The organism is Streptomyces clavuligerus (genome assembly GCF_005519465.1).
GTDB classification, from domain to species: Bacteria; Actinomycetota; Actinomycetes; order Streptomycetales; family Streptomycetaceae; genus Streptomyces; species Streptomyces clavuligerus.
Genome location: NZ_CP027859.1, coordinates 1,316,585 through 1,341,451 on the forward strand (window position 1 = coordinate 1,316,585; position 24,867 = coordinate 1,341,451).

Sequence of the window (24,867 nt, forward strand, 5' to 3'; positions counted from 1 at the left end):
CCTCGATATCGCCGGTGCCGCACCAACGGACCCGGTCTCAGAACGGCACCCCGTTGCGGAGCGTCGCCCCGGTCAGGGTCACGGTCGTGGCCGTGACCGACGCGTTGACGGCGGCCTTCAGCGACACCGAGCCGATCGCGTCGAGCTGCACACTCGCCCCGGCCTTGACGGCGACCTGCCCGACCGCTTCGAGCGAGAGCGAACGCCCCGCCTTCAGCGTGAGATCACCGGCCGACTCCACCCGCACCGCGCGGGTGCCGCTGATGGTCACCGAGCCGTCGCTGCCGATGGTCAGGGCGGTGCTCGCCTCGTCCAGCTCGATCCGCAGCCCGTTCCCCCCGGTCTGGAGGAGAATGCCGCCGCCGCTCCCGGCCGCCGCTCCCGGCCCGCCCGACTCGATCAGCTCGACCGTGTGTCCGCTGCGGGCCGTCAGCGCACGCCAGTTGACCCGGCCGCTGGTCGGATCGACCGGGGGCCGTCCCTTGGGCTCCTCCGGCGGCCGGTCCACCCCGTTGTACAGACCGGCGAGGACATACGGATGGGCCAGCGAGCCCCGGTCGAACGCGCACAGCACCTCGTCGTCGACCTCGGGCAGCAGCAGCCCCCCGCCCCCGACCCCGCCGAACTGCGCCACCCGGGACCAGTCGCTCTCATAGGTGTCCGACAGCCACGGGAACCGCAGCCGCACCCGCCCCAGACCCAGCGGGTCCTTGGTGTTGGTGACGACCGCGAGCGCCACCCCCGGCATCGGCGGCGCGCTCGCCGTCGCGCCCGACGCCAGCCCGTACAGGGAACGGAACTGCCGCCCCGACACCGTCAGCCAGGTGGTGAACGGCTGCCCCGACGCGAACACGTGCCGCACCCCGGTCGCCGTGTACTTGCCCTCGAACGGGGTGCCCGCGCCGTTCACCGACACCGGGACCCCGGGCCGCAGCTCCGGATTGCCCGTGACGGCCACCTCCAACTCGGCGAACGAGCCGGTGATGTCGTCGGCGAGCGCCCGCGCGGCCTGGGTGACCTGCGCCTGGGTCGTGAACGGCGGCCGGGTCGCGGTGGCCTCCGCCTGCCCGAACAACGGGGTGACCTGGCCCGGCGTCAGCCCGGCCGTGATCCCCGGGTTCGCGGTCGCGGGCGCGGGCGCGACCAGGGTCCGCCGCGTCAGCATGTCCCAGCCGCGCACCGACACCCGGTCCACCTGGTCGGCGGCGGTCATCGCGACCCGGCTGTGCAGCGTGTTGGCGCCGAAGTCCAGGACATAGGGGCTCTGCGCGGCCGGGGTGGCGTCCGAGGGCGCGCCCGCCGCCGACGGCAGCGCCGTGAACTCCAGCCGCCCGTCCCCGTCGCACGCCAGCCGGACATCGTTCTCGGCCGCCAGCCCCGACAGGAAGTCCCAGTCGGTGGTCCCCGGCTGGGTGGCCAGCTCGTACACGGTCGTCGTCGCGTCCACCCGCCCCAGCGCGACCCCGCAGCGGGCCGCGACCCGCCGCACGATGTCGGACGCGGTCATCTGCGCGTACCCCACCACGGGACGGTTGCGCAGCAGCCGGTGCGCCGGGTCGTACCCGCGCACCACCAGATGCCGCCCGCTCGCCGGGTCGGCGTCCACCTCCAGGGCGGTCACCTCCCCCGTCAGCATCGGCGGCCCGGCCCGGCCGTCCGTGAACGGGTGGAGCACCACCGGCGCCCCGATCGTCAGCCGGGGGAACTCCGTCGTCAGCAGGCCGTCCTTGTCGCTGAACGTGAGCTGGAACGCGGAGGGCACATTCAGGCTCGCGTCCACCCAGCCCTCGATCAGCAGCAGCGCCAGCGGTTCGGGCAGCTCCGCGCCGCCCACCGACACCTGCAACAGGGTGGTGAAGGTCGTCTCGCTCACGCCCGCCCCCTCCGCTCCGTCGCCCGCCCTTGTGCCTGCCCCTCGTGCCCCTTCACCGTGCTCGCCCCTTCGCCTCGTCCGGGCCGTGCGCCGCCCGTCCGCCCATGCCTGCCGCCCGTCCGCCCGAGGTGGTCTCCCGTTCGCTCGCGGCGGGCAGCAGCAGCTCGGTCCCCGGCCGCAGCCGCATCGGGTCGTCGACGGAGTTCGCCTCGGCGATCAGCCGCCACCGCCCCGCGTCCCCGTACTCCCGCCACGCCAGCGAGGGCAGGGTGTCCCCGGCCACGGTGCGGTGGATCCGGTGTGCCGAGAGCGCCCCCGAGGTCGGGTTCTGCCTCTTGGTCGCGGTGGCGATCTCCGTCAGCGCCAGCGAACAGGTCGCCCGCAGCGGCATCCCGTTCGGACTGAACAGCGTGTACGTGGCGTCCACGCTCGTCACATACGCGGTGAACTGCACCGTCGAGAACGCGCCCCAGGAGAACCGCACCCACGGCGGCGACGGCGCCTTGGCCGCGATGGACTGCGGTGTCACCTCGCAGCACGAGAGCAGCAGGGCCACCTGGTCCTGAACGGTCGCCGCGCCCGGGGTCCCCGACGCGTCGAGGAACACCTCCAGCCGCAGATTGGCCGGGTGGGCGCCGGTGAACTTCGCCGGGGCGCCCCGGGTGTACGCGACGGCCGGCGGTGTGGTCCAGCTCGCCGAGCGGCCCAGCCGGAGCTGCGAGGGGTTGAACCGGAACCGCACCTCGCCGAGCGGGCCACCGGGGTCGCCCGCCAGATCCGTCGGCGGGCTGAGGATGGCGAGGACGGCGCGCGAGAGTCCGGCGGATGGATTGCCGACGGGGGTGGACACGGGTCACGCACCCCCCGCGTCGGTGAAGCCGTGATGGGCGATCTCCAGGGTCTCGGTCGCCACCGCCGGACTCTCCGGATTCAGCGTCGGCCCCGTCCAGCTCACCGGCAGCACCTCCATCAGGCCCCACTGGGCCACGATCGAGCCGTCGGCGCGCAGGGCGGCGATCTGCGCGGTGGGGCGGGTGATTCCGGTGGTGACCGAGGAGATCCAGGTGGCGACCCGTGCCGTGTCGGCGGTCAGCGGACGGGTCAGCCGGATGGTGGAGAAGTTCACCCGGGTGGGCAACTGCCAGACGAACCCGTTGTTCCCGCCCTCCTGGTGCCGCTCGATCTCCACGGTGGAGGACAGCCCCTCACAGCCGTTGAACAGGCCGAGGTTCTGCCCGTCGACGGTGAGGGTGAAGAAGACGGTGGAGCCGGGGTCAGGGGTGGCGGGCATGGTATCCGGGTTCTCCGCGGGTGGGTGGGGACGGATCGGGATCGGGAACGGGGCAGGGGGCGCGGGTCAGCCGTCCCGCAGCCGGCCCACCCGTTCCCGGTCCCCGCGCAACTCGGCCCTGAGCAGCCGGGACAGCGGGGCGACGAGTCGGCGCGCGAGCCGGTCGAGATCCTGGGGGGTGGGGTCGGCGGCGGTGTCGTCGGCGGGGGGCGGTGGTTGCGGCGGCTGGGGTTGCGGTGGCTGCGGTGGCTGCGGTGGGGGAGTGGCGCGTGGCTGGACCACGGGGACGGGTGGTGCGGGCGCCGGTGCCGATGCGGGCGCCGGTACCGCGGATCTCGCGATCGTGATCGGTGCCGGGGGAACGGGAAGGGCGGGGGCGGGTGCGGAGAGGGCGGCGGGCCGTGGCGCGGGGCCGGGGCCGAGAGGGACCGGTGCCGCGGTGGTGCTCCTCCGGTCACCCGGCTCGATCCGCCGCAGCGGTGCCGGACCGCCACCGCCAGGGGGAGGGGGCGCCGGTGCCGTCGGTGGTGTCGGACCGCTTCCGTGGGAGACCGTCAACGGGCGGGACGAGGCCAGCGGCCCGCCGGAGGGGGCGCGTTGAAGGGCGGGGAGGGGGACCTGCACACGGGGGAGGGGCACCGGGTCCGGTGCGGGGGGTGGGGCTGCCGGTGCCGGTGATGATGGCGGCGGCGGTGGTGGTGATGGTGGAGCGGTGGTCCGTTGCACGGGCGCGCCGGGCGACGGCGCCGGACCTGCGGAGAGGGGCGCGCCGATGGAGGACCGTCGCCGCGAACCGCCGGGCCCGGGGCCCTCGGGCGCCCGGTCCCGGGTGGTCCGCCTCACCACGGGCCGCCGCTGGACGAACGGTCCGCGTTCCTCGGGGGCAGGGCTCCCCGCGCCGGTGGGGGAGACCGGCGCGGGGAGGGCGGGCGATGCCTCCGGCGCCGGAGGCATCGCCAGGGGCTTCCCCACGGCGGCGATCCGCCGCGAGGGCACCACAGGCCGCGGAGACACCGTCAACGGCGCACCCCCCACCACCGCCCGCACCACCGGCGCCGGAGCGCCGCTTCCACCCCTGACGGCCGGACCGGACACCCCGGTGCCCTCGACGGCGGGTGCTCGCTGAACGGCCGGGGCCGGGGTCGGGGCCGAGGCCGGGGTCGGGGCTGCGGTGCGTCGGTTGTCGGCGGGGCGGGGCGCGGCTGTTGTGCCGTTCGCGGTCCGCTGCACGCCGGGGGAGCGTGGAGCGGGCTGCTGGTGCGGTGGTTCAGGTTCGGGGGTGTGCCTCGGGGAGGTGTCTCCGCCTCCGGCGGGGGCTCGTTGAACGGTGCGTTCGGCAGCGGTGGGCGGGGCCGTGGTGTCGTTGGCGGGCGTGGTCCGTGGGGCGGGTGGTGCGTGCTCGTCCCCGGCGGGGGCTCGTTGGATGCTGGGTGTGGGTGTGGGTGGGGGTGTGGTCCGGAGTGCGGGCTGCTGTTGTGGTCCGGCGCCGGGCGCGGGCGAGGCGTCCTCGCTCCTGGCGGGGGCTCCGGTGGTGGGCGCGGGTGGGGTGTGCCCGGCCGGAGCGGCGGCTCGTTGAACGGTGGTGTCGACGGCGGGCGTGCGTGGGGTGTCCTCGCCTCTGGCGGGGCGTTGGGCTGTGGTGGCGGGCTGCTGTTGCCGTGTTTCGGTGATGTGCGCGGGGGCGGCGCGTTCGTTCGGGGCGATGGCTCGTCGGACGGTGGTGTCGGCGGTGGGCCGGTCGTCGGCCGGGGCGTCGTTCGTGGCTGTGGCCTCGGTGGCGCGCTGCTGTCGTGGTCCGGCGCCGGGTGCCCGTGGGGTGTCTTCGCTCCTGGCGGGGGCCCGTTGAACGGTGCTGTCGGCCGTGGGCCGGTCGCCGGTCGGGGCGGGGCCGGGGGTGCTGGTGATGTCCCCCGGTGCCGGGCGCGGACCGGGAGCCGGGGTCCGGGCCCGTTGGACGGCGGGGGCATCGGCGGACGACGACTCGGTTCGCGGGGATGCGTTGACGGGCGCGGAAGCGGCAACGGGGTTCCGGGGCACAGGCTCCGCGCCCCGGACGCCCCGGACGCCCCGGCCTTGCCCGGTCGACGTACGGGCCCCCTCGGCCGGACGCCCTCCGGGGCCGTCGATCCGGCCGGGTCCGGGCACGGGGCCGCTACCGCCGGGCACGGAGCGCTGTACGTCCTGCCTCCTGCCGTCGCGCGGGTCCGGCACGGAACCGCCGTCCATGGGCGCGCCGGTGGCCGCCCGGCCTTCGGTACGGACCGCCCGGGTCCGCTGTGCGGGGGCCACGGGGCTACTGATGCCGGGGTCGGCGCCGATGCCTGTCGCCCCACCGCCTTCTGAGAGGGCACGGGGGAGGGCGGGGGCTGGGGCGCTGCTGGCAGGGGTTCGTTGTACGGCGGGTCGGGGTGCCTGTGGGGTGGTCGGGGTGGCCGACGGTGTGCTGGCACTGGGTGCGCGGCCGGGGGCGGAGTCGGTGACGGGGCTGTCGACGGTCGGTTCGCTGCCTGCACGGGTGAGGGTGGGGGCGTCGTCGTTCACGGCGGGGGCTCGCTGCACGGCGGGCCCGAGACTCTCCGGAGTGGTCGCGGGGACCGGAGCGGGTGACGGCGCGCCGATATGGGGTGTGCGGCTGGAGGCGGAGTCGGTGACGGGGCTGTCGACGGTCTGTGCCCCGCCGGTGTTGGCGGTGGCGGCTGTGTCGTTCATGGCGGGGGTTCGTTGTACGGCGGGCTGGGGTGTCTGTGGGGTGGCCGACGGTGTGCCGGCACTGGGTGTGCGGCTGGAGGCGGGATTGGTTCCGGGGCTGTCGACGGTCTGTTCCCGGCCGGTGGTGGTGGGGGCTGTGTCGTTCACGGTGGGGGTTCGTTGTACGGCGGGCTGGGGTGTTTCCGGGGTGGTTGGGGTGCCTGGAGCGGTTGACGGTGTGCTGGCACTGGGTGTGCGGCTGGAAGCGGAATCGGTACCCCGGTTGACGACGGTCTGTTCCCGGCCGGTGTTGGTGAGGGTGGCGGGGGTTCGTTGTACGGCGGGTCGGGGTGCCTGTGGGGTGGCCGGGGGGCCCGAGGCGGGTGACGGCGCGCCGCCACCGGGCGTATGGCCGGATGCGGAGTCGGTACCCGGGCCGACGACGGTCCGCCCTCCGCCCGAGGCGTCGGCGGCGTCGGCGGCGTTCACCGCTGTCGGCCGTGCACCCGCGTCCGCGTCCGTACCCGCGCCCGTACCCGTCCGATCCGATCCCGCTGGGGAGCCGGACCGGCCGGGACCGGCGGTCCGCCCGCCGCCGTCCGGGGTGGAACGCTGCACCGGCGTGGTGGCCTCGGCCCCCGGGGTGGGCACGGACGGGCGCGGGGCCGCCGGGACGCGTCCCCCGCCCTCTCGGCCTCCGCCGCCCCGCGCTTCCCGCGCTTCCCGTGGTGGTGCTGAGCCTCCGGAACGGGTCGACCGGCCCGGGTCGCCGACCGTGGCCCGCCGCCCCGTTGTGACGTCTTCCCCACCCGGCCCGGACGGCCTGTCCGCGGTGGACGCGGCGGACCGCCGCTGCACAGCGTCGACCGGCCCCGGCCCCGGCCCCGTTCCCGTCCCCACCGCCTCCGCCGCCCTCGTTCCCCGCACCGTTCCGGACTGCGGAGTCCCGGATTCCGGCGCCTCCGGCAGATCCGGGACGACACGCGGCAGATCCGGGCCACCAGCGGCCGGGCCACCAGGAACGGCACGCGGCGAATCCGGAGCACGCGGCGCATCCGGAGTGCGCGGCCCCTCCAGGCCCCCCGGCGCATCGGACCCGCCGCCTCCGCGCCGCGCCACGGGCAGCCGCTGAACGGGCAGGGACCCCCCGGGGGAGCCCCCCACCGGGGGCCCGGCGACCGGGGTGAGGACATCGCGGACGACACCGTGGGGCGCGTCGCCGTCGACGGCGTGGCCGACGCCCCCGCCGACGAAGGAGTGGTGCCGATGGGTGGCCAGCCGATCGGCGAAACCGAGGTCCGCGGTCAGCCGGGGTGCGCCCAGCGCGCGCTGGATGGGGGCGGTGACCGTCCAGCCCGCCTCAGGACCGCCCCCGACCGGAGCAGCGGGCTCCGGAGCGGCGGAGGCCACGTCGGAGGGCATGGCGGAGGTCACGGCGGAGGACTCCGGGGCGGCGGAAGCGTCCGGGGCGCCCCCGTCACCCGTCCCCTGCCCGCCGCCCCGCAGCCGAGCCAACCAGCCCATCCCTCGTCACCCCTGCCCTTCGTCCTGCCCCACCAGGGCGGCCACCCGCCGTACGTACGCCCGCCGGTCGGCGTGCTCCAGATCGAGGATCGAGTCCATCCCCCAGTGCAGGTGGAAGGCCAGGTACGCGGTTTCCTCCTCGATCCGGTCGGCCGCGTACGTCACGATTCCCCCAGGCGGCTCCCGGCCAGCTCCACCTCGAACGACTCCTCGCAGTGCGGGCACGCCACGGCCGCCCGGGTGTGGCCCTCGGCGTTGATCTGCCGATAGAAGTCCTGGAGGAAGGCGAGGTCGGAGGCGAACATCTGCTCCACCGTGCCGTCGTGGACGGCGGGCAGCGTGCCGAGCCGGGTGATGACCCGGCCGAGCAGGACCACCGACAGATACGCGGGGTTCTCGCGCACCCGTATGTCCCGCAGCGGCACCAGCTCGTCGCGGGCCGTGGCCAGACGCATGGCCCCGTGCCGGTGGACCGTGCCGCTCTCGTCGAGGTAGCCGCGCGGCAGCTCGAACGCGAACTCGGTCCGCAGGGGCGCGGACCGCCCGCCCGCCCCACCGCCACCGGTGGCCTCGTGGACACCGGTGACCCCACCGGTCCCGGGAAACCCCGGTGCCCCGGCGGACCCCGGTGCCCCGGGCGCTTCCCGTCGCATCAGCCGAGCGTCAGTTCTTCGAAGGTGATGGTGATCGTCTCGGTCAGGGCCGAGGTGTCACCCGCCTTCGCCGAGCTGACCTCCACCTTGCTGCACCACGCGTTGCTGAGGTTGTAGCGCTTGACCGGCCGCCGCTCGTAGTCCATGAAGATGATGCTGGCGTTCTTGCGGGCCGAGCCCATGTTCCCCTCGATGGACTCCCTGATCCACTGGGTGAACACCGCCGACTGGGTCGCGCCGCGGACCACCGTGCACTCCCCGGCCTTGCGGGCTCCGGGCAGCTTCTTCACCATCGGCTGCCCGTTCGCGGACACCTGCTTGTACTCGATGACGTCCTGATCCATCGTGAGGCTGCTGACCTCCTGGAGGAACTCGACCATGACACCGTCGATCTGGATGCCGAAATTATGTGCGACGAGGGCATCGCCGGGCTGAAGAGACATAGCGGATCACTCCTGTGCTGAACGGGACGAGGGGGACGGGAAGCGGACCGGCTGCGCGGACGGAAGCGCGGAGCGCGGAGGGGGGGGTCACTCCTCCAGTTCGGCGCCGCCCCCGGAGATCTGCGCCATCCGGAAGACCACGAACTCGGCGGGCTTGACCGGCGCGATACCGATCTCGCAGACCACCCGGCCCAGGTCCACGGACTCCGGGGGGTTGGTCTCCTCGTCGCACTTCACATAGAACGCGTCCTCGGGCCGCTGCCCGAACAGCGCGCCCGAACGCCACTCCGTGACCAGGAAGGCCGAGATATTGCGCCGGATGCGCGCCCACAGCGCCTGGTCGTTGGGCTCGAAGACCACCCACTGGGTGCCGACGAGGATCGACTCCTCCAGATAGTTGAAGTACCGGCGCACATTGAGGTACCGCCAGGCCGCGTCGGAGCTGAGGGTCCGCGCCCCCCACACCCGGACGCCCCGCCCCGGGAAGGCCCGGATGCAGTTGATCCCCGTCGGGTTGAGGAGGTCCTGCTCCCCCCGGGTGATCTGGAGGTCCAGGTCGACCGCGCCGCGCACCACCTCGTTGGCAGGTGCCTTGTGCACACCGCGCTCGAAGTCGTTCCGGGCCCACACACCGGCCATATGGCCCGACGGCGGCACACTGCGGGTCTGCCCGGTCGACGGATCGAAGATCTTGACCCAGGGGTAGTAGACGGCCGCGTACCGCGAGTCGTACCCCGCCGTCTCCATCCGCCAGGCGCGGACCTGCTGGGCGTTCAGACCCGGCGGCGTGTCCAGGACGGCCATCCGGTCGCCCATCAGCTCACAGTGCGCGATCAGACCGAGCTGGACGGCTTTGACCTGCTCCAGATCGATCAGGCCCCGCTGATGGGCGGACATCAGATCCGGCACGGCGACCATGCTCACCGCGTCGATCGCCTCCAGACCGCCGAAGCCGGTGCGGTCGGCGGAGTCCCCGATGAACCGGGTCGGCCCGAGCCCGCCTCCCGCCGCGTCCGGAACCACCGGAGCGGCCCCACCGGCGGTCCCCGGCGCGGGGGCCGGCGGCTCCAGGGCGACGGTCTGCGGCTCCGGCTTGGCGAGCTGGCCGCCCGTCCGCGCCTCCTCGATCACGATCGTCCGGGAACGCTGCCGGACCTGCGTGACCACGTAGTTCTTCGCGGACTTGCGATGGCTGACGTCGAAGGACTCCACGACGGTGTCGCCGTCCTTGACGACGAGGGTGAACCGGTCGGCGTTCCCCTCACCCTCCGGGTGCGCCACCTCGACGGTGAGACCGCCGCCGTCCGCACCGGCCGCGACGGCCGACACGGTGAACGGCCCCAGCGCCGCCGGCCGCCCCGGCGGCAACTGCGCGGGCGCGTCCGCCACGGCCCCCGCTCCCGGGGCGGCGGCCGGGTAGGTGCCGTCGGACGTGCCGCCGATCCGGATCACGTACGCGGCGCTGCCACCGTTGTTGAAGAAGCCGTAGACGGCCTGCGCCAGGTAGTACCCGTCCGTGAACTCGCCGAACTCGGCCACGTACTGGGACCAGTTGGTCACCAGCGTCGGCTCGTTCAGCACACCGGTGGGTGCCAGGCCGACGAAGGCAGCCACCGACGTCCCGATGCCCTCGATGGGCCGGGAGCCGCTGGCGACCTCTTCGACATAGACACCGGGGGACAGGTAGTTGGGCATGAGGCGCTCTCCCGGAACGAATGAGGGGGATGCATGACGGAACGCATGCATGAACGAGAGGAATGCGGGGGATGGCGAGAGGACGAGCAGACGACAAGCGGAGTGACAACGGGCCGCGCCGGACGCCTGGGTGCACAGGACGGACCGGCGACACGGGGTCCGGCCCCGACCCTGACCCATCGAGGGCGCCCGGGGCAGGGATGCGCGTACCTCCGTCGGGGCAACCACGGATGCCCGAAAGGACCTGCGGGGCCCGGCCGGACCCGTTCCGCCCCATCCCCGCCCGGGATCTCCCGGGCCGGGTCGGACCCGGCCGGACGCCCACCGATACCGTTTCCCCGCACACGCCGACGACCGACCGAAAGGGCAAGGTGACGGCCATGCCGGGCAGCGGCGAGGCCCCTGGCGGACTGCGGTTCCGCCTGCTCGGACCCCTCCAGGGCGAACAGAACGGCCGGCACCTGCCGCTCGGCCCGCCCCAGCAGCGCGCCTTCCTCGCCGTCCTGCTGCTGCGCGTGGACCGGCCCGTCTCCACCGCCGAACTCATCGACGCCCTCTGGGGCGAACGCCTCCCCGACCGCGCCGTCGGCACCCTCCGCACCTATGTCTCCCGGCTCCGCCGCCTCCTCGAACCGGAGCGGCCCGCCCGCTCGGCCGCCACCGTGCTCGTCTCCACCGACGACGGCTATCTGCTCCGCGTGCCCCCCGGGGCCGTCGACACCGTCGAGTTCGAACGCCGCACCTCCGCCGCCGGGCGGCTCCGGGCGGCCGGGGACACCGAAAGCGCCCACGGGGAACTCGACGCCGCCCTCGAGCTGTGGTCCGGCACACCCCTCACCGGGCTCCCCGGACCGCACGCCGCCCGCCAGCGCGACCGGCTCACCGAACTCTGGCTCACCGCTCGCGAGGACCACTTCCACTGCTCCCTCGCGCTGGAACGGCACACCGCGACCATCCCCCCGCTGCGGGCCTTCGCCGCCGAACACCCCCTGCGCGAACGGACGCAGGCCCTCCTGATGCAGGCCCTGCACCGGGACGGCCGACAGGCCGAGGCCCTCGGCGTGTACGAGGAGACCTGCCGCGCCCTCGCCGGGGAACTCGGGGTCGGACCCGGCCGCGAACTCTCCGCCCTGCACACCCGGCTGCGCACCGCCGCCCCCGGCGAACTCCCCGAGGCCCGCGCCACCGTGGTCCGCGTCCGGGTCCCCCGCTCCCCGGCGGCCCCGGGCGACACCCTCGAACGGGTCCTCGCCGAGACCCGGGCCGCGCTCGTCCGCTTCCGCCCCGACCTCGTCCTCACCGCGCCGCGCCCCGGCCCGCCCCCTCCGTCGGCCGCGCCCCCGCCCCTTCCCGAACTGTCCCTGCCAGGGCTGACCGAGGACTTCCAGCAGCGGATCGCCGACGCCGTCGCCGCGGCGCTCTCCGCCCTCACCGACACCGACGCCGACATCGGAACCGAGAACGGCACGGGCACCGGCACAGGGACCGGCACGGGCACCGGGACCGACAACGGCACGGGACGGACGGCGAACGGGCGGGTCCCGGCCGCCCTCGACGCCACCGGGGAGCTGCTGACGACCTGGTCCCGTCTCGTCCAGGGAACCGCCGACTGCCACCGGCCCATCGCCCCGGCCCACCGGCTCCTCGCCGCCGCCCGCCGCCACGGCGACCCCTCCGCCGCGGGCCGGGCCCTGCACATCCTCGCCACCGCGCCCCCCGTGGGCATCGACGACCTCGGCCGGAACATCGACCGGCTGCGCCGCGCCCTGCGGCACTCGACGAGCCCCGGCGACACCCCGGCCTCGGCCGAGGGCGCCCTCGACCTCGCCCTTCTCCTCGTCCTCGTCGGCCGCCCCCGGGAGGCCCTGCCCTGGAGCGAGCGCGCCCGGGACCGGTACGCCGACCTCGACGCCCCCCACCACCGGGCGCGCGCCCTCGCCCTGACCGCCCGCGCGCACGCCCTGCGCGGCGACGCCGAGGCCGCAGGGCGGGCGGGCGACCAGGCCCTCGACGAGGCCCGCGCCCTCGCCGACCCGCACACCCTGGGCTCCGTCCTGCACCATGTCGGCTGCGCCCGGCTCGCCCTCGGCGACCACGGCCGGGCCGTCGCCCATCTGCGCGAGGCCCGGTACCACCACCGGCGCACCGGCCAGCCGCGCTGGGAGGCCCACGCCTGGTCCCGGCTCGCGGAGGGCGCCCTCGCCCAGCGGCGCCCCGAGGAGGCGGCGGCCTGCGCCACCCAGGCGCTCGCCCTCGAACGGACCGTCAGGGACCCGATCTGCCGGGGCCTGGCCCTCGCCGCCCGCAGACAGGCCCTCCACATCCTCGACACCCACCCCCCGGGAACCCCCCTGGACCTCCCCGCCCCACCCCTGTGACCACGCCCCCGAAGGCCCCCGCCACCACCGTGCCCGCGCGCCCCGCCGCGCCTGCCCGCCGCGCGGACGGCACCCGGCGACGACATCCCGGCTGCTACCGTGCCATCCGGCCGAAAACCGTCCCCGAGCGGTCGTAGCCGGTGCGCGAAGCCGGTGCCGGCGGCCGAAGCGGCCGAACGCTCCGGCGCCGACCCGCTCCACTCCGTCCCGCCCCGGCACGGTCCGGTCCGGTCCGGTCCGGGACGACGCCCGCCGCCGTCGCCCGGGAGTGCCCCCGGGGACGCGGCCCCGGCCCCGAGGGCAGCCGGGGCGGGCCGAAAGGGCAGCCGGGCAGGGGGAAACGCGCGGTCGGGCAGAGGGGCCGACCGGACGGGCAAGGGCAACCGGCCCCGGAGGCAGTCGGCGCTGCCCCCGGCGCGGCCCTTCCGGGCTGGGGCCGGGCGCGCCCGCTTCCTACCGTTCCCGCATGACCCTCTGGACGTCTCTGGACCCCCCTGCCCGCACCGTCGAACCGGGCGGGCACGCCACCGCGCGGCTGCGGCTGCGCAACACCGGAGACACGGTCGAGGAGTACCGGATCTCCCTCGTCGGCGCCCCCGCCGGATGGGCCCGCGCGGAGCCCGACGTGCTCCGGCTGTACCCGGGGACGGAGGGCACGGCCGAGATCTCGTTCGCCCCGCCCCGTACCTCCGACGCACCCGCGGGGCCCGCCCCGTACGGCATCCGTGTCGAACCACGTGACCAGCCCGAACTGCGGACGGTGGTCGAAGGACAGGTCACCGTCACCCCGTTCGCGCAGATCAAGGCCGAACTGCTGCCGCCGAACCTGATCGGCCGGTTCCGGGGCCGGGCCCGGATCGCCGTCGACAACCTCGGCAACACCCCGCTGACGGCCTCGCTCACGGTCCGCGACGAGAGCAACGGCCTCACCTTCGACCTCCAGCCGGGCGCGGTCCAGATCGGGCCCGGCCGCGCCGCCTTCGCCGACCTCGTGGTCCGGCCCCAGGAGATCCGCTGGACCGGCACCGCGCAGGAACACCGGCTGACCCTCTCGGTCCGCCGCTCCGGCGACGAGCACGGCCAGGATCTGAACGGGGTCTTCGACCAGCGCCCCGTCCTGCCCCCGTGGCTGGTCGTCGTCGGCGGGCTGCTGGTCGCCGCCTGTGTGGCCTTCGTCGCCATCTGGCTGGCCTTCACCCCCACCTTCGGCAGCTCCGCGGGCGAGACCCGGGCCGCCGGCCGTCAGCCCCTCCCCCAGGGGGAGAAGAACGCTCTTCCGCCCGCGCCGGACGCCCCACCGGGGGAGCCGCTCAAGGAACGGCCCTCCGGCTCGGACGGCGGTTCCGACCCAGGCCCCGGTCCCGGCTCCGGCCCCGACCGCGGGGCCCCCGCCGGGGGAGGAGACCCCGGCGCCGGGTCGCCGGACCGGGGCGGCGCCCCCGCGGGACCGGACCGCCGTCCCGCCGCCGGAGGGGACAAGGGCCCCTCCACACCGGATCGGCGGCCCGCCCCGAGAACCACGAAGCCCCAACCCGCGAAGCCCAGACCCACACCGCCCAGGCCCGCGCCCGTCGGGCCGCCGTGGCGGAAGGGCTACCAGTCGGACGACATCGTGCTCTTCGCGCAGCACCGGCTGTCCACGCTCGGCAGCAGGAACCCCTGCAACCTCGCGAAGAACTTCACCCCCGGGGTGATCGACGACCGCACCGACCGCTCCCTGCGCTGCTATCAGCGGGCGGTGATGGAGCATCCCAAGCTCACCCGGCAGCTCACCCGCACGGACCCCTACGGAACCCTGGGCCGGGCCACGCTCGCGTCGATGTGGACCCAGTCCATCAAGCCGTCCGACGTCACCCTCGGGTCGGAGAACATCGAGGTGACGAAGCTCAACGCCGCCCTGTGGTGGGCCACCCAGGCCGAGATCTCCGACGGCGACCTCCACCGCGACCGCGCCTACGCCCGGCTGGGCATCGCCTACTTCTCCGGCAAGGGGAGAGCGGTCACCCCGTTCAACAAGAGCGTGGAACACATGGTCCGCGTCTATCAGCAGCGGGTCGGCCTGAAGGCCACCGGCCAGGTGAACTGGGACACCCTCTTCGCCCTCCTCGGGGGCTCGGTCCACCGCCCCGGCGTCCCGGGCCGCTGACCGGCCCACCGGCCCCGTGCCACCGGCCCCGGTCGCGGTCACCCGCGCCCGGGGCCGACACGTCCCCCGGCACCGGCACCGGTACCGCTACGGGCCCCACCCCGTCCCCGGCACCAGCCGCCCCGACTTCAGATACTCCCGCCGCGCCCCGGCCCGTACATCGTCCGAGGTCACCGCCCCGCCCCGGGCAGCCGCCAGATACGCGGCGGTGGCCGCGCCCGCCCGGATGGACCCGCCCGCCAGCTCGAACTCCTTGGCGAACGCCGCGAGGCCGTCGTCGAGCCCCGGCTCCCGGGGCGCCCCCGCCAGCGAGGACCGCCACAGCCGCAGCCGCGCCTCGGGGTCCGGGAAGGGGAAGTCGACCACCATGTCGAGCCGCCGGGTGAACGCCTCGTCGATGTTCGCCCGCAGATTGGTGGTGAGGATCGCGATCCCGTCGAAGGACTCCAGCCGCTGGAGCAGGAACGCGCTCTCCAGATTGGCGTACCGGTCGTGCGAACTCCGCACCTCGGACCGTTTGCCGAACACCGCGTCGGCCTCGTCGAAGAGCAGCACCACATCCGTCCGGTCGATCTCGGCGAAGATCCGCTCCAGGTTCTTCTCGGTCTCGCCCACATACTTGTCGACCACCGAGGACAGGTCGATCACATAGAGATCCAGGCCGAGTTCCCCGGCCACCACCTCGGCGGCGAGGGTCTTGCCGGTGCCCGAGTCCCCGGCGAACAGGGCCACCACACCCCGCCCCCGGCCCCCGCCGGTCCGCAGCCGCCACTCGCCGAGCACCCGGTCGCGGTGGCGGGCCCGCCCCACCAGCTCGCCCAGCATCCCCAGGGGCTCCCCGGGCAGCACGAGATCGGTGAAGCCGACGGCGGGCCGGACGCACCGCGCGAACCGGCCCAGCAGCGGGGCCGACAGCAGCCGGGCACTGCGCCGGACATGCCCGGGACCCACCGGCACCCCCTCGAAATCGGCCAGCGTCACCGCCGCCCGCGCCGCGCGCCGCACCCGCTCCCCGCCCGCCCGGTAGGCGCCGACCGCCGTCGCCAGGTCCCCCGCGTAGTCGGGCAGCTCCGCACGCCAGACGCTCAACGGGTCGGCCCCCGCCGACACGTCCTCCACCGGAATGACGACGGAACGGGGCGCCCAGCCCGGGTCGTACGCCACCGGCCCGGCCAGCACGACCGTCACGTCCTGCTGCTCGGTCAACGTCCGTACCAGGGGGCCGGGCTCCTTCGGCAGCGGCTCGACGACCAGGGCCGTCCCCGCGCCCCGCAGCCGTGCTTCGCGCACCAGCGCCCGGGCCACCCCCGCGTCCTTGTCGTCGCCGCGGGGCCGGAACCGCAGCACGGACCGGCCCGCCGCGCGCAGCGCCCCCGTCACCGCGTCGGCTCCGTCGCCGTCGCCCTTGTCCCGCAGATGGACGCGGACCGGACGCCTGTACGCGGCGATCCTGGCCGCGGTCTCGTGCCCCGTGTCCCGTTCCGTGTCCTGTCCCGTGTCCTGTCCTGTGTCCTGTTTCGCGTTCTGCCCATCGGTACCGGACGGGCTGCTCCCGGCCGTGGCGGGCAGCCACTCGACTCCGGCGTCCGACAGCAGCGCGTCCAGCCGCTCGTCCCCGAGCAGATGGGCGATCACCCGCTCCGGTACCCGTACGGCCCGCCCCGGAAGGGGGCGTTCCTCGTCCTCCAGGGTCAGCAGCCCCCCGGCGATCAGGGGCGCGTCCGGGTGGAACCGGGCCCGTGCCACCGGCTCCCAGGGGCCCGTGCCCAGCAGCTCCAGGGCGAGCGAGACGGTGGCCCGGCGGCGGCCCACATCGTCGTTGAGATACCCGTACAGAGCCTCGAACCGGCCGTCCACGTCCGGGGCGAGCCCGGCGAGCAGAATCCATCCGTCGAAGCCGGACAGGCCGAACCGGTCCACCAGCGATCCGAGCCGCGCCCCGAGCGGGGGGAGCCCGGGCACCGGCCCGGCACCCGAGCCGACGGGGACGGCGGCCAGTTCGACCGCGCTCTCGTGCGTCATGTACATCCCGCGCAGGGGGTCGTGCGCCGTCGGGTCCGCCGCCGAACGGGCCGCGACCCGCTCGGCCACCGCCCGGCGCAGCTCTTCCAGTACGGTCAGCAGCTCACCGGCGGCGCCGGTGGCCGGTCCGCCGGCCGCCGACGGCCCCCGCGGGGCGGCTGCGACGGTGTCCCTGTCCGGCCCGGTCATGACTCCGTCCCCCGCTCCGGCTTCCGCTTCGCCCCCGGGCCCGGCTCCGCGGCCCCTGTCTCCTCGGCTGTTCCGGCGGTTGCCGCCGCCCCCGCGCGTTCCGTTCCATTCCCCGGCCGGGTCCGTGCCTCGGCCCGGATCACGCGCGGACGGCCCCGGGCGGCGTCGGGGCCCTGCCGGTCCCGCACCGTGACCTCGATCTCCGTCACCGGCGGGCCGACCTCCCAGACGGGCGTGACCGGGAACGGAGTGGTGATCACCACGTCGAGCGAGGGCTTCAGCTCCCCGCCCAGCGCCGACCAGATATCCGCAAGGGAGCGCGACTCGGCAGGCGGCACGGCCACCGTCAACGGGATCGGAATCCGGTACTCCGACAGCGCCGCCGGGACCGATCCCGCGGGCAGGGTCTCGTGCGGCAGCAGCGTGGCGAGGACCCCCGACAGCAGCCGGTGCTCGTCCTCCGGCCGGGTGGTCCACGCCGTCACCAGGTACGACAGCCGGTACCACCGCATCGGCTGCCGCTGGCGCACCACCACGCCCCGCTCGTCCCGCTCGGCGCGGGCTCCCCGTTCGCGCCGGGCCACGTCCTCGCGGATGTCGTACAGATAGGCGTTGACCGTCGGGGCGTTCCGGCGCGCGGCCCAGTCCCGGGTCGGCGCGTCGAAGGCGACCTCCCCGGTCCCCTCGGGCAGGGCCCCGCCCCGCAACAGGCGCCGCAGCGCCTCGTCCATCTCGTGGATCATCGTCAGGAATACGTCCTTCACTCGGTGAGGGGACCGCCGGGGCGGCCGTCGGGCGCGGTGGCGCGGGCACGGAGGCGGCAAAGACAGCAAAGACGGGAGCGGCGGGAGCGGCGGGAGAGGCGGCGGGGATGGCGGAGGGCCGGTCAGATATAGCCCTCGCGCAGGGCGAAGGCCACGGCGTGCGCCCGGTTGGAGAGCTGGAGCCGGGTCATCACCCCGTGCAGGATGTTCTTGATGGTCCGCTCGGAGTAGGCGAGCTTCTGCGAGATCTGCCGGGTGTCGAGCCCGTCGGCGATCAGCCGCAGGACGTCGACCTCCCGCGGGGCCATCCCGAGCAGCGGTACCGAACCCGTGCCGCTCTCCTCACTGCCGCACCGCCTCAGCCGTCCCACCTGTGTCAGCAGTTGGTTGAGCAGATCGATGGGGAGATCGCTCTCGCCCCGGGCCGCGCGGTGCACGGCCTTCAACAGCCGGGCCTCGGTGGCCTCATGACGCCACAGGATCGCCCGTACCCCGCATTCGACGACGGTCAGCAGATCGTCCTCACGCAGCTCGCGGGCGACCAGGACGACCGGTCGCTCCAGACCGCGCGAGATCCGCCGCAGCTCGGCGGCGACCACCTCGTCGAGCCGGTCGACCACCATCACGACCACCCCCGCGCAGCCCTCGGCCCCGCTCTCCTCGACCACCTCGACGGAGCCCTGGTGGCGCAGCAGGCTTCTGACCCCGGCCCGCCCGATCGGATCGGCCGCCTGGACACCCACCCGTATCCGCTCCGAAGGCAACTGGCCCACGTATCCGTCCTCTCTCGCTCGGCAGGTTGTTCATCCGGCCGCCACCCGACCGGCGTCAGAGCTTCACCTGGGCGAATCAACAGCCAGTCAACACGCCTTAACACTGGCCGAATCCCATCGCCGCGTCCGTCGCTTCCGCCCCGTCCCCTGTCTCCCGAAGGCCCCGGGAGTACCCCGCGTACCGGGCACTCGGCGCGGCCGTGCGCTGCCCTTCCGGTCGGGGTGCTCTGCCCTCCGGTACCTCGCGGCGGGAAGCGCCCGTCCGTTACACAGGACGTGCCGGACGCACAGGGCGGTTCGGAGCACAGGACGTGCCGGAATCCCGTGTCGGAAGAGGTCCCGCGTGTACAGCCACGAGAACGCCAGGACCAGTGGTCCCACGGCGGCCGAAAGGCCCGAGCGGAAGGCGCAGCGAGGGCTTCTCGCCTGGCAGGGAACCGCGGGGAACGCCGCCGTCGTCCAGATGCTCCGCCGGGCGGGCCACCCCTGGGCGCAGGGCGGCGGGGACGGCGGCCACGCCCAGGGCGACCGGGCCCCGGACCAGGAACAGCACCGGCACGGCCCCGGCTGCGACCACCGGCGGACCGGCCCGGCGGCACCGCCCGTACAGCGCTCGACGGCGGAGCCCGTACAGCGTTCCGCCGTCCACGATGTGCTCCGCACCCCCGGACAGCCGCTGGACACCACCACCCGCACCGAGATGGAGGCCCGCCTCGGCGCGGACTTCTCCGATGTCCGCGTCCACCGGGACACCGCAGCGCAGGCGTCCGCGGCCGAGGTCAACGCCCGTGCCTACACCTCCGGCAGCCATGTGGTCCTGGGCGGCGGCGGTACCGACAAACACACCCTCGCCCATGAGCTGACCCATGTGATCCAGCAGCGGCAGGGCCCCGTCGCCGGAACGGAGAACGGGTCCGGGCTACGGGTGTCGGACCCCTCGGACCGCTTCGAGCGCGAGGCGGAGGCGAACGCGGCCCGGGTGATGCGCGGGCCCGTTCCCGAACGGGACGGCCAAGGGGCCGCACAGCCATGAGAAGATCCCCGTTCACCTCCCTGAACAGGGCGGGGAACGTGAGGGGGGAACCGGAACGTGGTCATGTTGGCCGAGAGTTGGTCGGACCCTTCCGTGGTGGTGTCCATCGCGGCACTGCTGGCGACGGTGGCGGTCGGCGTCGTGGCGGCGGTGGTGGCGCGGCGGGCCTCGTTCGCCAAGCGGCGGCTGACCCACGATCTGGCACCCCCGGCGAGACTTCTGCCCCCGGGGTCCGGCGACCGGCTCGTGGTGACCTGTGACGGCAGCGCCCTCCGCGATCCCCACATCGCGGAGGTGCACCTCGCCAACACGGGACGCCGGGACATCGCCAGTGGTCTCTTCGACGGTGCCCGGCCGATCAGGTTCGAGCTGAACGCCCCGGTCGTCGAGATCCTCGACACCCACTGGGAGGGCGCCACCCACGCCCGGCCGACCGTCACCGCCGACGGGTCGGCGCTCCTCCTCCAGCCGACGCTGCTGCCCCGGGGACTGGAGATGACCGTCCGGGCCCTGGTGGACGGGCGGCCGAGCCTGACCATCCACGCCGAGTTGCTCGATGTGGACGTGCGCCGCCGCCCGCGCGCGGCCACGTGGGAGAAGTCCACCCGGCGCGCGGTCCTCGCCTCCGCCGTGGCCCTCCTCTCCACCGTGGTCCAGGCGGTCCTCCTAGCCCTCCAGCCCTGAACGGTCCCTGCTGAACGGTCTGTTCGGGGCGGATCCCTGCCCTCGGGAACCCTTGCCGGGGATGATTTTTGGCCCTAGGGTCGGGCCGGTCATGTTGTCGATCATGCAGGGGGTTTTGATGATCAAGGCAAGGCTCAAGGCGTCCGTCGCGGCACTCGCGGCCACGGTGCTCTTCACCGGTCTGTCCGCCGGCGAGGCGATGGCGGTGCCCAACTCGACGAAGACGTTCTCCCTTTCGGGAACGTACCAGGGCCACACCGGATACACAGAGGGCTACCTCTACTTCTACAACCGGTCCGTGGGGATCACCGGCACGGTCAAGTCGAACACCACCGGCTGTGTCCAGGTCGTCATCGCGGTGCACGCGGGCGGCAGGGAGACGGACCACCAGACCCGGACGGCATGCGGCCGGGGCACCGGCACGTCCACGGGCTTCAACTACACCGCGTCGGCCGACATCCCGGGCGGTGCCGACGAAGTGGAGATCAATCTTGCCGGGCTGGACGGCAGGGGACAGATCGACGCCGTGATCACCGGTGGCCGCTATCGTCCGTAGCCGGCCGGCTCGGTAGAGTCCCGCCGGTGAAACGGCGCAGACAGAAGAGACTCACCCGCGGACTGATCGACGCGGCCCTGACCGGGGACCTCCACCGCACCCGCGCGCTGCTGCGGGCCGGGGCCGACCCGGCGGTGCCCGACCGGGACGGCGCCACCGCCCTGTACATCGCCGCCGTCCAGGGCGAAGCACCCGTCGCCCGGCTGCTGTTGGCGGCCGGTGCACCGCCGGACGCGGAGAGCGGCCCCGGGGGAGAGGGGCACGGAGGAGGCTGGGACGGGACGCCGCTGTGCGCCGCCGCGTGCTGGGGGCACGAGGACGCGGTGCGCGTTCTCCTGGAGCACGGGGCGGACCCCGGGCTCCGGGAGGACCGGGGGAGCGGGCGGACCCCGCTGGAGTGGGTCCGGGACACCCCGGGCGGGCCCCACCCCGTGGTCGAACGGCTGCTCCTGGAGGCCCTGGCCCGCCGCCCCGGCGCATAGGACCCGGGCCTGGCCCGGTCAGGCGGCGGTGTCGATGATGGCCCAGGTCTCCCGGCCGTCGGCCGTGGCGCGGCTGCCGCAGCCCCGGGGGCCGAGCCGGTGCAGCCGGGTGAGGACGGCGGGGTCCAGCGGCGCGGGATGCGGCCGGTGGCTGAGCGCGAGGACGAGCACCAGCCGGTTCTGCTCGGAGACATGGACGCTGATCCGCCGCCCGCCGTCGGCCACCGCCGTCCGTACGAGGAACTTGACCACGTCACCGGTGCCCTCGGGCGCCGGGAGCCGCCAGGCGGTGATCTGCTCCGTCACCGCGCGGGCGGCCCGGGACGCGACCCAGGGCGCGGACTCGAACGCCCAGGCGGCGCCGGGGCGGTTGGCCATGAGGGGACGCCGCCGGGGCTCCGCCGCGACGACCGGGGGGTTCGGCGGCGGATCGGGCGGCGGCGGTGGGTTCTTCGGCGGTTTCGGGGTGTTCGGGGGCCAGTCAGGGGGGCGCGGCTTGGTCGCTGACGGGCTGCTCGGGGGTTCCACGCTCACCTCCGCGGAGTGGACGCCGGGCGCTGTGGACGGAGTCTTCCCCCACGGTGACACGCCGACGCCCGAAAGCCCCATGCCTTGTCCAGCAGATGGGACGGGCGGTATCGCATCGAGGACGGGCGGCCCTCGGGGCGCCGGGAGGGGACGGCCGCCGCGCCGCGCCCCGCCACGCCCGCCACGCCCCGCCCGGTTCGGGGGAGCTCCGCGCCACCCGCGGCACGGTGGCCGCGCGGACGACACCCGCTGTACCGACACCGGCTGTACCGAAACCCGCCGTACCGAAACCCGCTGCGCCGACCCCGGCTGCGCCACCTCGGGCGGTCATCCTCAACAGGGCCACCCGCGGATGCCCGTCGTCCGCACCGGCGCGGAGCCCACCCGGTACTCCGTCACCACCCCGCGCACCGGCCTCGACCTCCTCGTCGTCGGTCGCGGCCACAGCGACGCCGGCGGCGACGGAACGGCCGGCGGGGTCCGGGGCACCCCGGCCACCGCCGACGCGGTGATCACCGCCCACCGGGTGTCGGCCCGTTCGCCGTACGGGGCGGCGCGGCGCCGCGTCTTCCGGTAAAGACGGATATCAGCGGATAAGGCGTAGCGACTATTTCCAGCCATGTTCATATCGTGGCTCCCGGTGCCCGACGGCCCGGCGTGTCCTAAAAGATCTTCACATCGGTGGCACATCCGCGGCGGAATCTGTGCCGCGATGATCCGCAAACCGTCACCCTCCGTGCTGCCGCCTTCTGCCGCACAACCTTCTGGCCTGCGAAGACATGTCCGTATGGCAGCCAACCAAAGGAACCCCCCTACTGCGTCTGCCACCCCCCGTGTAGTCATGTCGCGGCGGCTCGCAAACACTTCGGGGGGCCGCCTCAGCCATGTCTTTGGGAGTTCATTCCGCCATGTCCAGACTCACCCGCCGCCAGGTCATCGGAGTCGTCACCGGCGCCGCCGCGGGCTCGGCGCTCGCCGGTCTCGCCACCGCGACCGCCGACAGCCCGCCCCCGGCGAAGGCCACCGCCGCGCCCGCCGGTACCACCGGACCCGACTCCTTCGACGAGGTCTTCCAGGGCCGCCGCATCCAGGGCCTGCCCGCCGAGGGCGGGGCCGCCCACGCCCGCGGCGCCCACGCCCGCGGCGCCCACGGCCACGCCGGGCACGGCCCCGCCTACCGCGTCCTCATCGACGGCCGCGAACTCCATGTCATGCGCCACGGAAAGATGGGCTGGAGCAGCGCGATCAACCACTACGAGAGGTTCGCGACCCCGCTCGACGCCGCGCGCACCGCGGTCGTCTCCCTCAAGGGCGCCGCCGTCGTCCCCTTCGACCCCACCGTCTGAGCCGGGAGCCACCGCCATGACCGTACGCAAGAACCAGGCGAACCTCACGGCCGCCGAGAAGAAGGCGTTCGTCAACGCCGTCCTGGAGCTGAAGCGCAGGGGCGTCTACGACGAGTTCGTCGCCGCCCACCGCCTCCGCTTCAACGTCGACATGAACACCGGGATATACGTGGGCCACTTCGGCCCCTCGTTCCTCCCCTGGCACCGCAAGTACCTCATCGACTTCGAGCGGGAACTGAAGAAGATCGACGCGTCGGTGTCGATCCCGTACTGGGACTGGACCGCCGACAACACCGCCGCGTCCTCCCTCTGGGCCCCGGACTTCCTCGGCGGCACCGGACGCCCCCTGGACGACCAGGTCATGGACGGGCCCTTCGCCTACTCCGGCGGCAAGTGGACGATCACCGTCCAGGCCGACAGCCGGCCCTTCCTCGCCCGTAACCTCGGCTACCGGGTCCCCACCCTGCCCACCCGCGCCCAGGTCGACGCCGCCCTCGCCATGCCGACCTACGACTCCGCCCCCTTCCGGGACGGATCGGCGGGCTTCCGCTCCGAACTCGAAGGCTCCTCGGGGTATATGAGCATGCACAACCGGGTGCACACCTGGGTCTGGGGGCAGATGGAGTCCAGCGTCTCCCCGAACGACCCGGTGTTCTGGCTGCACCACGCGTTCGTCGACAAGCTCTGGGCCGAGTGGCACGCCCTCCACCCGGGCAGCGCCGAGTACCTCCCCGCCGCCGCCACCCCCGATGTGATCGACCTGAACGAGCCCATGCCTCCGTGGACCGCGACTCCGCAGAGCGTGCTGGACCACACCCAGTTCTACATCTACGTCTGACCGACCCCGGCCGGACGCCCCCACCCGCGGTACGGGGGCGTCCGGAACCCGGGCGGGCCGTGTCTCCCCACGCGGTCCGGACCTGCCGTTCCAGCGGTGTACGATGATCTTGTTGCTCGCGCCGGTGGAAGCCGGTCGGGACACAGGCGTTGGTGGTCCAAGGAAAGACACCCCACTTCCCGTGGGGGGATGCAGGTGCAAGGCCTGCCCAGCGCTCCGCTCACCGGGCCCCGGCCTCCCCCTCAGGGAGACCGGGGCCCTCGTGTGTGCCCGGGACCCGCCGCTGAGGTGTTCAGCGGGACGCGCCCCGGGTGTTCACGGTGCTGACGGGCCCGTGGCGGCGTGTGCCGGAAACCGGACTCGATCGCCGTACGGCCGTCGAACGTGTGTCCTGGTGTCGGACCGGAAGCGTTTACTTTCCGAAGAAAGTAATATGGGGCCATGGCCGCCGAGCAGTCGAAGATCCAGCCGCTGAACGCGGGCGAAGAGGCGCTGGTCCGCTCGATCCACCGCATCGTCCACGTCCTGCCCAAGGTCATGGACGCGACCATGCAGCGCGAGCAGCGGATCTCGTTGACCGAGTACCTGACGCTGTTCCGGCTCTCCGAGGCGCCGGAGCGGAAGATGCGGATGAGCGAGCTGGCCGAGGTCTCGTTCCTGTCGCTGAGCGGTATGACCCATGTGGTCACCCGGCTCCAGGCGGAGGACCTGGTGGAGCGGGCGCGTGACGCGGAGGACCGCCGCGGCTGGCACGCGGTGCTCACCGACCGGGGCATGGCCCGGCTGCACGAGGCGGGGCCAAGCAACCTGAGCGGGGTGCGCCGCTATCTCCTCGACCATCTCCAGGGCTTCGACCTGCACGCCCTCGCCCAGGCGTTCGACGCCGTCGGGGACTCTCCGGGGGAGCCCACCGGCGGCCGTTGAGGCAGCCCGCAGCCGCGGCGGTCCGCGGCCGGAATCA

At 74.3% G+C, this 24,867-nt stretch carries 23 protein-coding genes; 11 read left to right on the top strand and 12 right to left on the bottom strand.

Features of this window, described 5'->3' with window-relative positions; all coding sequences use genetic code 11:
* Positions 1-37 precede the first annotated feature (37 nt).
* From CRV15_RS33865 to CRV15_RS36185, 4 genes are all read right to left on the bottom strand, one after another.
* Positions 38-1,873 (bottom strand): VgrG-related protein, encoded by a 1,836-nt coding sequence (locus CRV15_RS33865; RefSeq protein WP_003963526.1) that lies wholly within the window; start codon positions 1,871-1,873, stop codon positions 38-40.
* Positions 1,874-1,925: 52 nt separating this feature from the next.
* Positions 1,926-2,723 carry a CIS tube protein gene (locus CRV15_RS33870; protein WP_003963527.1) on the bottom strand — a complete coding sequence of 266 codons (798 nt, stop codon included), beginning with the start codon at positions 2,721-2,723 and terminating at the stop codon, positions 1,926-1,928.
* A 3-nt stretch (positions 2,724-2,726) separates the two neighbouring features.
* Entirely contained in the window at positions 2,727-3,164 is a 438-nt protein-coding gene (locus CRV15_RS33875; RefSeq protein WP_003963528.1) for a phage tail protein, read from the bottom strand.
* A gap of 66 nt (positions 3,165-3,230) precedes the next feature.
* The gene (locus tag CRV15_RS36185; protein WP_157849255.1) at positions 3,231-3,446 is read right to left on the bottom strand and encodes a hypothetical protein; all 216 of its coding nucleotides are present in this window, start codon (positions 3,444-3,446) and stop codon (positions 3,231-3,233) included.
* Positions 3,447-3,936: 490 nt separating this feature from the next.
* Here CRV15_RS36185 and CRV15_RS33885 point away from each other — a divergent pair, with 490 nt between their 5' ends.
* Complete coding sequence (locus CRV15_RS33885; RefSeq protein ID WP_009999520.1) at positions 3,937-4,290, top strand: hypothetical protein; 354 nt, start codon at positions 3,937-3,939, stop codon at positions 4,288-4,290.
* 3,092 nt (positions 4,291-7,382) lie between these two features.
* On the opposite strand, the gene CRV15_RS33890 is transcribed toward CRV15_RS33885, so the two are convergent.
* The 4 genes from CRV15_RS33890 to CRV15_RS33905 all read right to left on the bottom strand — a co-directional run bounded on the left by CRV15_RS33890 (position 7,383) and on the right by CRV15_RS33905 (position 10,167).
* Entirely contained in the window at positions 7,383-7,541 is a 159-nt protein-coding gene (locus tag CRV15_RS33890) for a hypothetical protein (protein ID WP_009999521.1), read from the bottom strand.
* Entirely contained in the window at positions 7,538-8,029 is a 492-nt protein-coding gene (locus tag CRV15_RS33895; protein WP_003963531.1) for a hypothetical protein, read from the bottom strand. The genes CRV15_RS33890 and CRV15_RS33895 overlap by 4 nt, the downstream gene beginning before the upstream one ends.
* A complete protein-coding gene (locus tag CRV15_RS33900) occupies positions 8,029-8,472 on the bottom strand; it encodes a phage tail protein (protein ID WP_003963532.1) in 444 nt (147 codons plus the stop codon). The genes CRV15_RS33895 and CRV15_RS33900 overlap by 1 nt, the downstream gene beginning before the upstream one ends.
* Positions 8,473-8,559: 87 nt before the next feature.
* Positions 8,560-10,167 (bottom strand): phage tail sheath family protein, encoded by a 1,608-nt coding sequence (locus CRV15_RS33905; RefSeq protein ID WP_009999522.1) that lies wholly within the window; start codon positions 10,165-10,167, stop codon positions 8,560-8,562.
* A 380-nt stretch (positions 10,168-10,547) separates the two neighbouring features.
* Here CRV15_RS33905 and CRV15_RS33910 point away from each other — a divergent pair, with 380 nt between their 5' ends.
* Both CRV15_RS33910 and CRV15_RS33915 read left to right on the top strand, forming a co-directional pair.
* A complete protein-coding gene (locus CRV15_RS33910) occupies positions 10,548-12,545 on the top strand; it encodes an AfsR/SARP family transcriptional regulator (RefSeq protein ID WP_009999523.1) in 1,998 nt (665 codons plus the stop codon).
* Between the two features lie 466 nt (positions 12,546-13,011).
* Positions 13,012-14,691 carry a COG1470 family protein gene (locus tag CRV15_RS33915; protein ID WP_003963535.1) on the top strand — a complete coding sequence of 560 codons (1,680 nt, stop codon included), beginning with the start codon at positions 13,012-13,014 and terminating at the stop codon, positions 14,689-14,691.
* An 87-nt stretch (positions 14,692-14,778) separates the two neighbouring features.
* Here CRV15_RS33915 and CRV15_RS33920 read toward each other — a convergent pair whose 3' ends face one another.
* From CRV15_RS33920 to CRV15_RS33930, 3 genes are all read right to left on the bottom strand, one after another.
* Complete coding sequence (locus CRV15_RS33920; protein WP_003963536.1) at positions 14,779-16,902, bottom strand: ATP-binding protein; 2,124 nt, start codon at positions 16,900-16,902, stop codon at positions 14,779-14,781.
* A complete protein-coding gene (locus CRV15_RS33925) occupies positions 16,899-17,645 on the bottom strand; it encodes a Pvc16 family protein (RefSeq protein WP_003963537.1) in 747 nt (248 codons plus the stop codon). The genes CRV15_RS33920 and CRV15_RS33925 overlap by 4 nt, the downstream gene beginning before the upstream one ends.
* Positions 17,646-17,788: 143 nt before the next feature.
* Entirely contained in the window at positions 17,789-18,439 is a 651-nt protein-coding gene (locus CRV15_RS33930; protein WP_003957057.1) for a response regulator transcription factor, read from the bottom strand.
* A 343-nt stretch (positions 18,440-18,782) separates the two neighbouring features.
* On the opposite strand from CRV15_RS33930, the gene CRV15_RS33935 reads away from it, so the two are divergent.
* From CRV15_RS33935 to CRV15_RS33950, 4 genes are all read left to right on the top strand, one after another.
* A complete protein-coding gene (locus tag CRV15_RS33935) occupies positions 18,783-19,472 on the top strand; it encodes an eCIS core domain-containing protein (RefSeq protein WP_003957058.1) in 690 nt (229 codons plus the stop codon).
* Between the two features lie 63 nt (positions 19,473-19,535).
* Positions 19,536-20,156, top strand: a complete 621-nt coding sequence (locus CRV15_RS33940; protein ID WP_003963539.1) for a hypothetical protein — start codon at positions 19,536-19,538, stop codon at positions 20,154-20,156.
* Positions 20,157-20,274: 118 nt separating this feature from the next.
* Positions 20,275-20,712, top strand: coding sequence for a hypothetical protein (locus CRV15_RS33945; protein WP_009999527.1), 438 nt, complete (start codon positions 20,275-20,277; stop codon positions 20,710-20,712).
* A 26-nt stretch (positions 20,713-20,738) separates the two neighbouring features.
* Complete coding sequence (locus CRV15_RS33950) at positions 20,739-21,194, top strand: ankyrin repeat domain-containing protein (RefSeq protein ID WP_003957061.1); 456 nt, start codon at positions 20,739-20,741, stop codon at positions 21,192-21,194.
* A gap of 18 nt (positions 21,195-21,212) precedes the next feature.
* Here the strand turns inward: CRV15_RS33950 and CRV15_RS33955 are convergent, their stop codons facing one another.
* Complete coding sequence (locus tag CRV15_RS33955) at positions 21,213-21,572, bottom strand: hypothetical protein (RefSeq protein WP_009999529.1); 360 nt, start codon at positions 21,570-21,572, stop codon at positions 21,213-21,215.
* 502 nt (positions 21,573-22,074) lie between these two features.
* Here CRV15_RS33955 and CRV15_RS33965 point away from each other — a divergent pair.
* From CRV15_RS33965 to CRV15_RS33980, 4 genes are all read left to right on the top strand, one after another.
* Positions 22,075-22,299, top strand: coding sequence for a hypothetical protein (locus CRV15_RS33965; protein WP_003957064.1), 225 nt, complete (start codon positions 22,075-22,077; stop codon positions 22,297-22,299).
* Positions 22,300-22,630: 331 nt separating this feature from the next.
* On the top strand, positions 22,631-23,068 hold the full coding sequence (gene melC1 / locus CRV15_RS33970) for an apotyrosinase chaperone MelC1 (protein ID WP_009999530.1): 438 nt from the start codon (positions 22,631-22,633) through the stop codon (positions 23,066-23,068).
* A gap of 16 nt (positions 23,069-23,084) precedes the next feature.
* Positions 23,085-23,906, top strand: a complete 822-nt coding sequence (locus CRV15_RS33975) for a tyrosinase family protein (protein ID WP_003957066.1) — start codon at positions 23,085-23,087, stop codon at positions 23,904-23,906.
* A 441-nt stretch (positions 23,907-24,347) separates the two neighbouring features.
* Complete coding sequence (locus CRV15_RS33980) at positions 24,348-24,830, top strand: MarR family winged helix-turn-helix transcriptional regulator (RefSeq protein WP_003957067.1); 483 nt, start codon at positions 24,348-24,350, stop codon at positions 24,828-24,830.
* Positions 24,831-24,867: the final 37 nt, after the last annotated feature.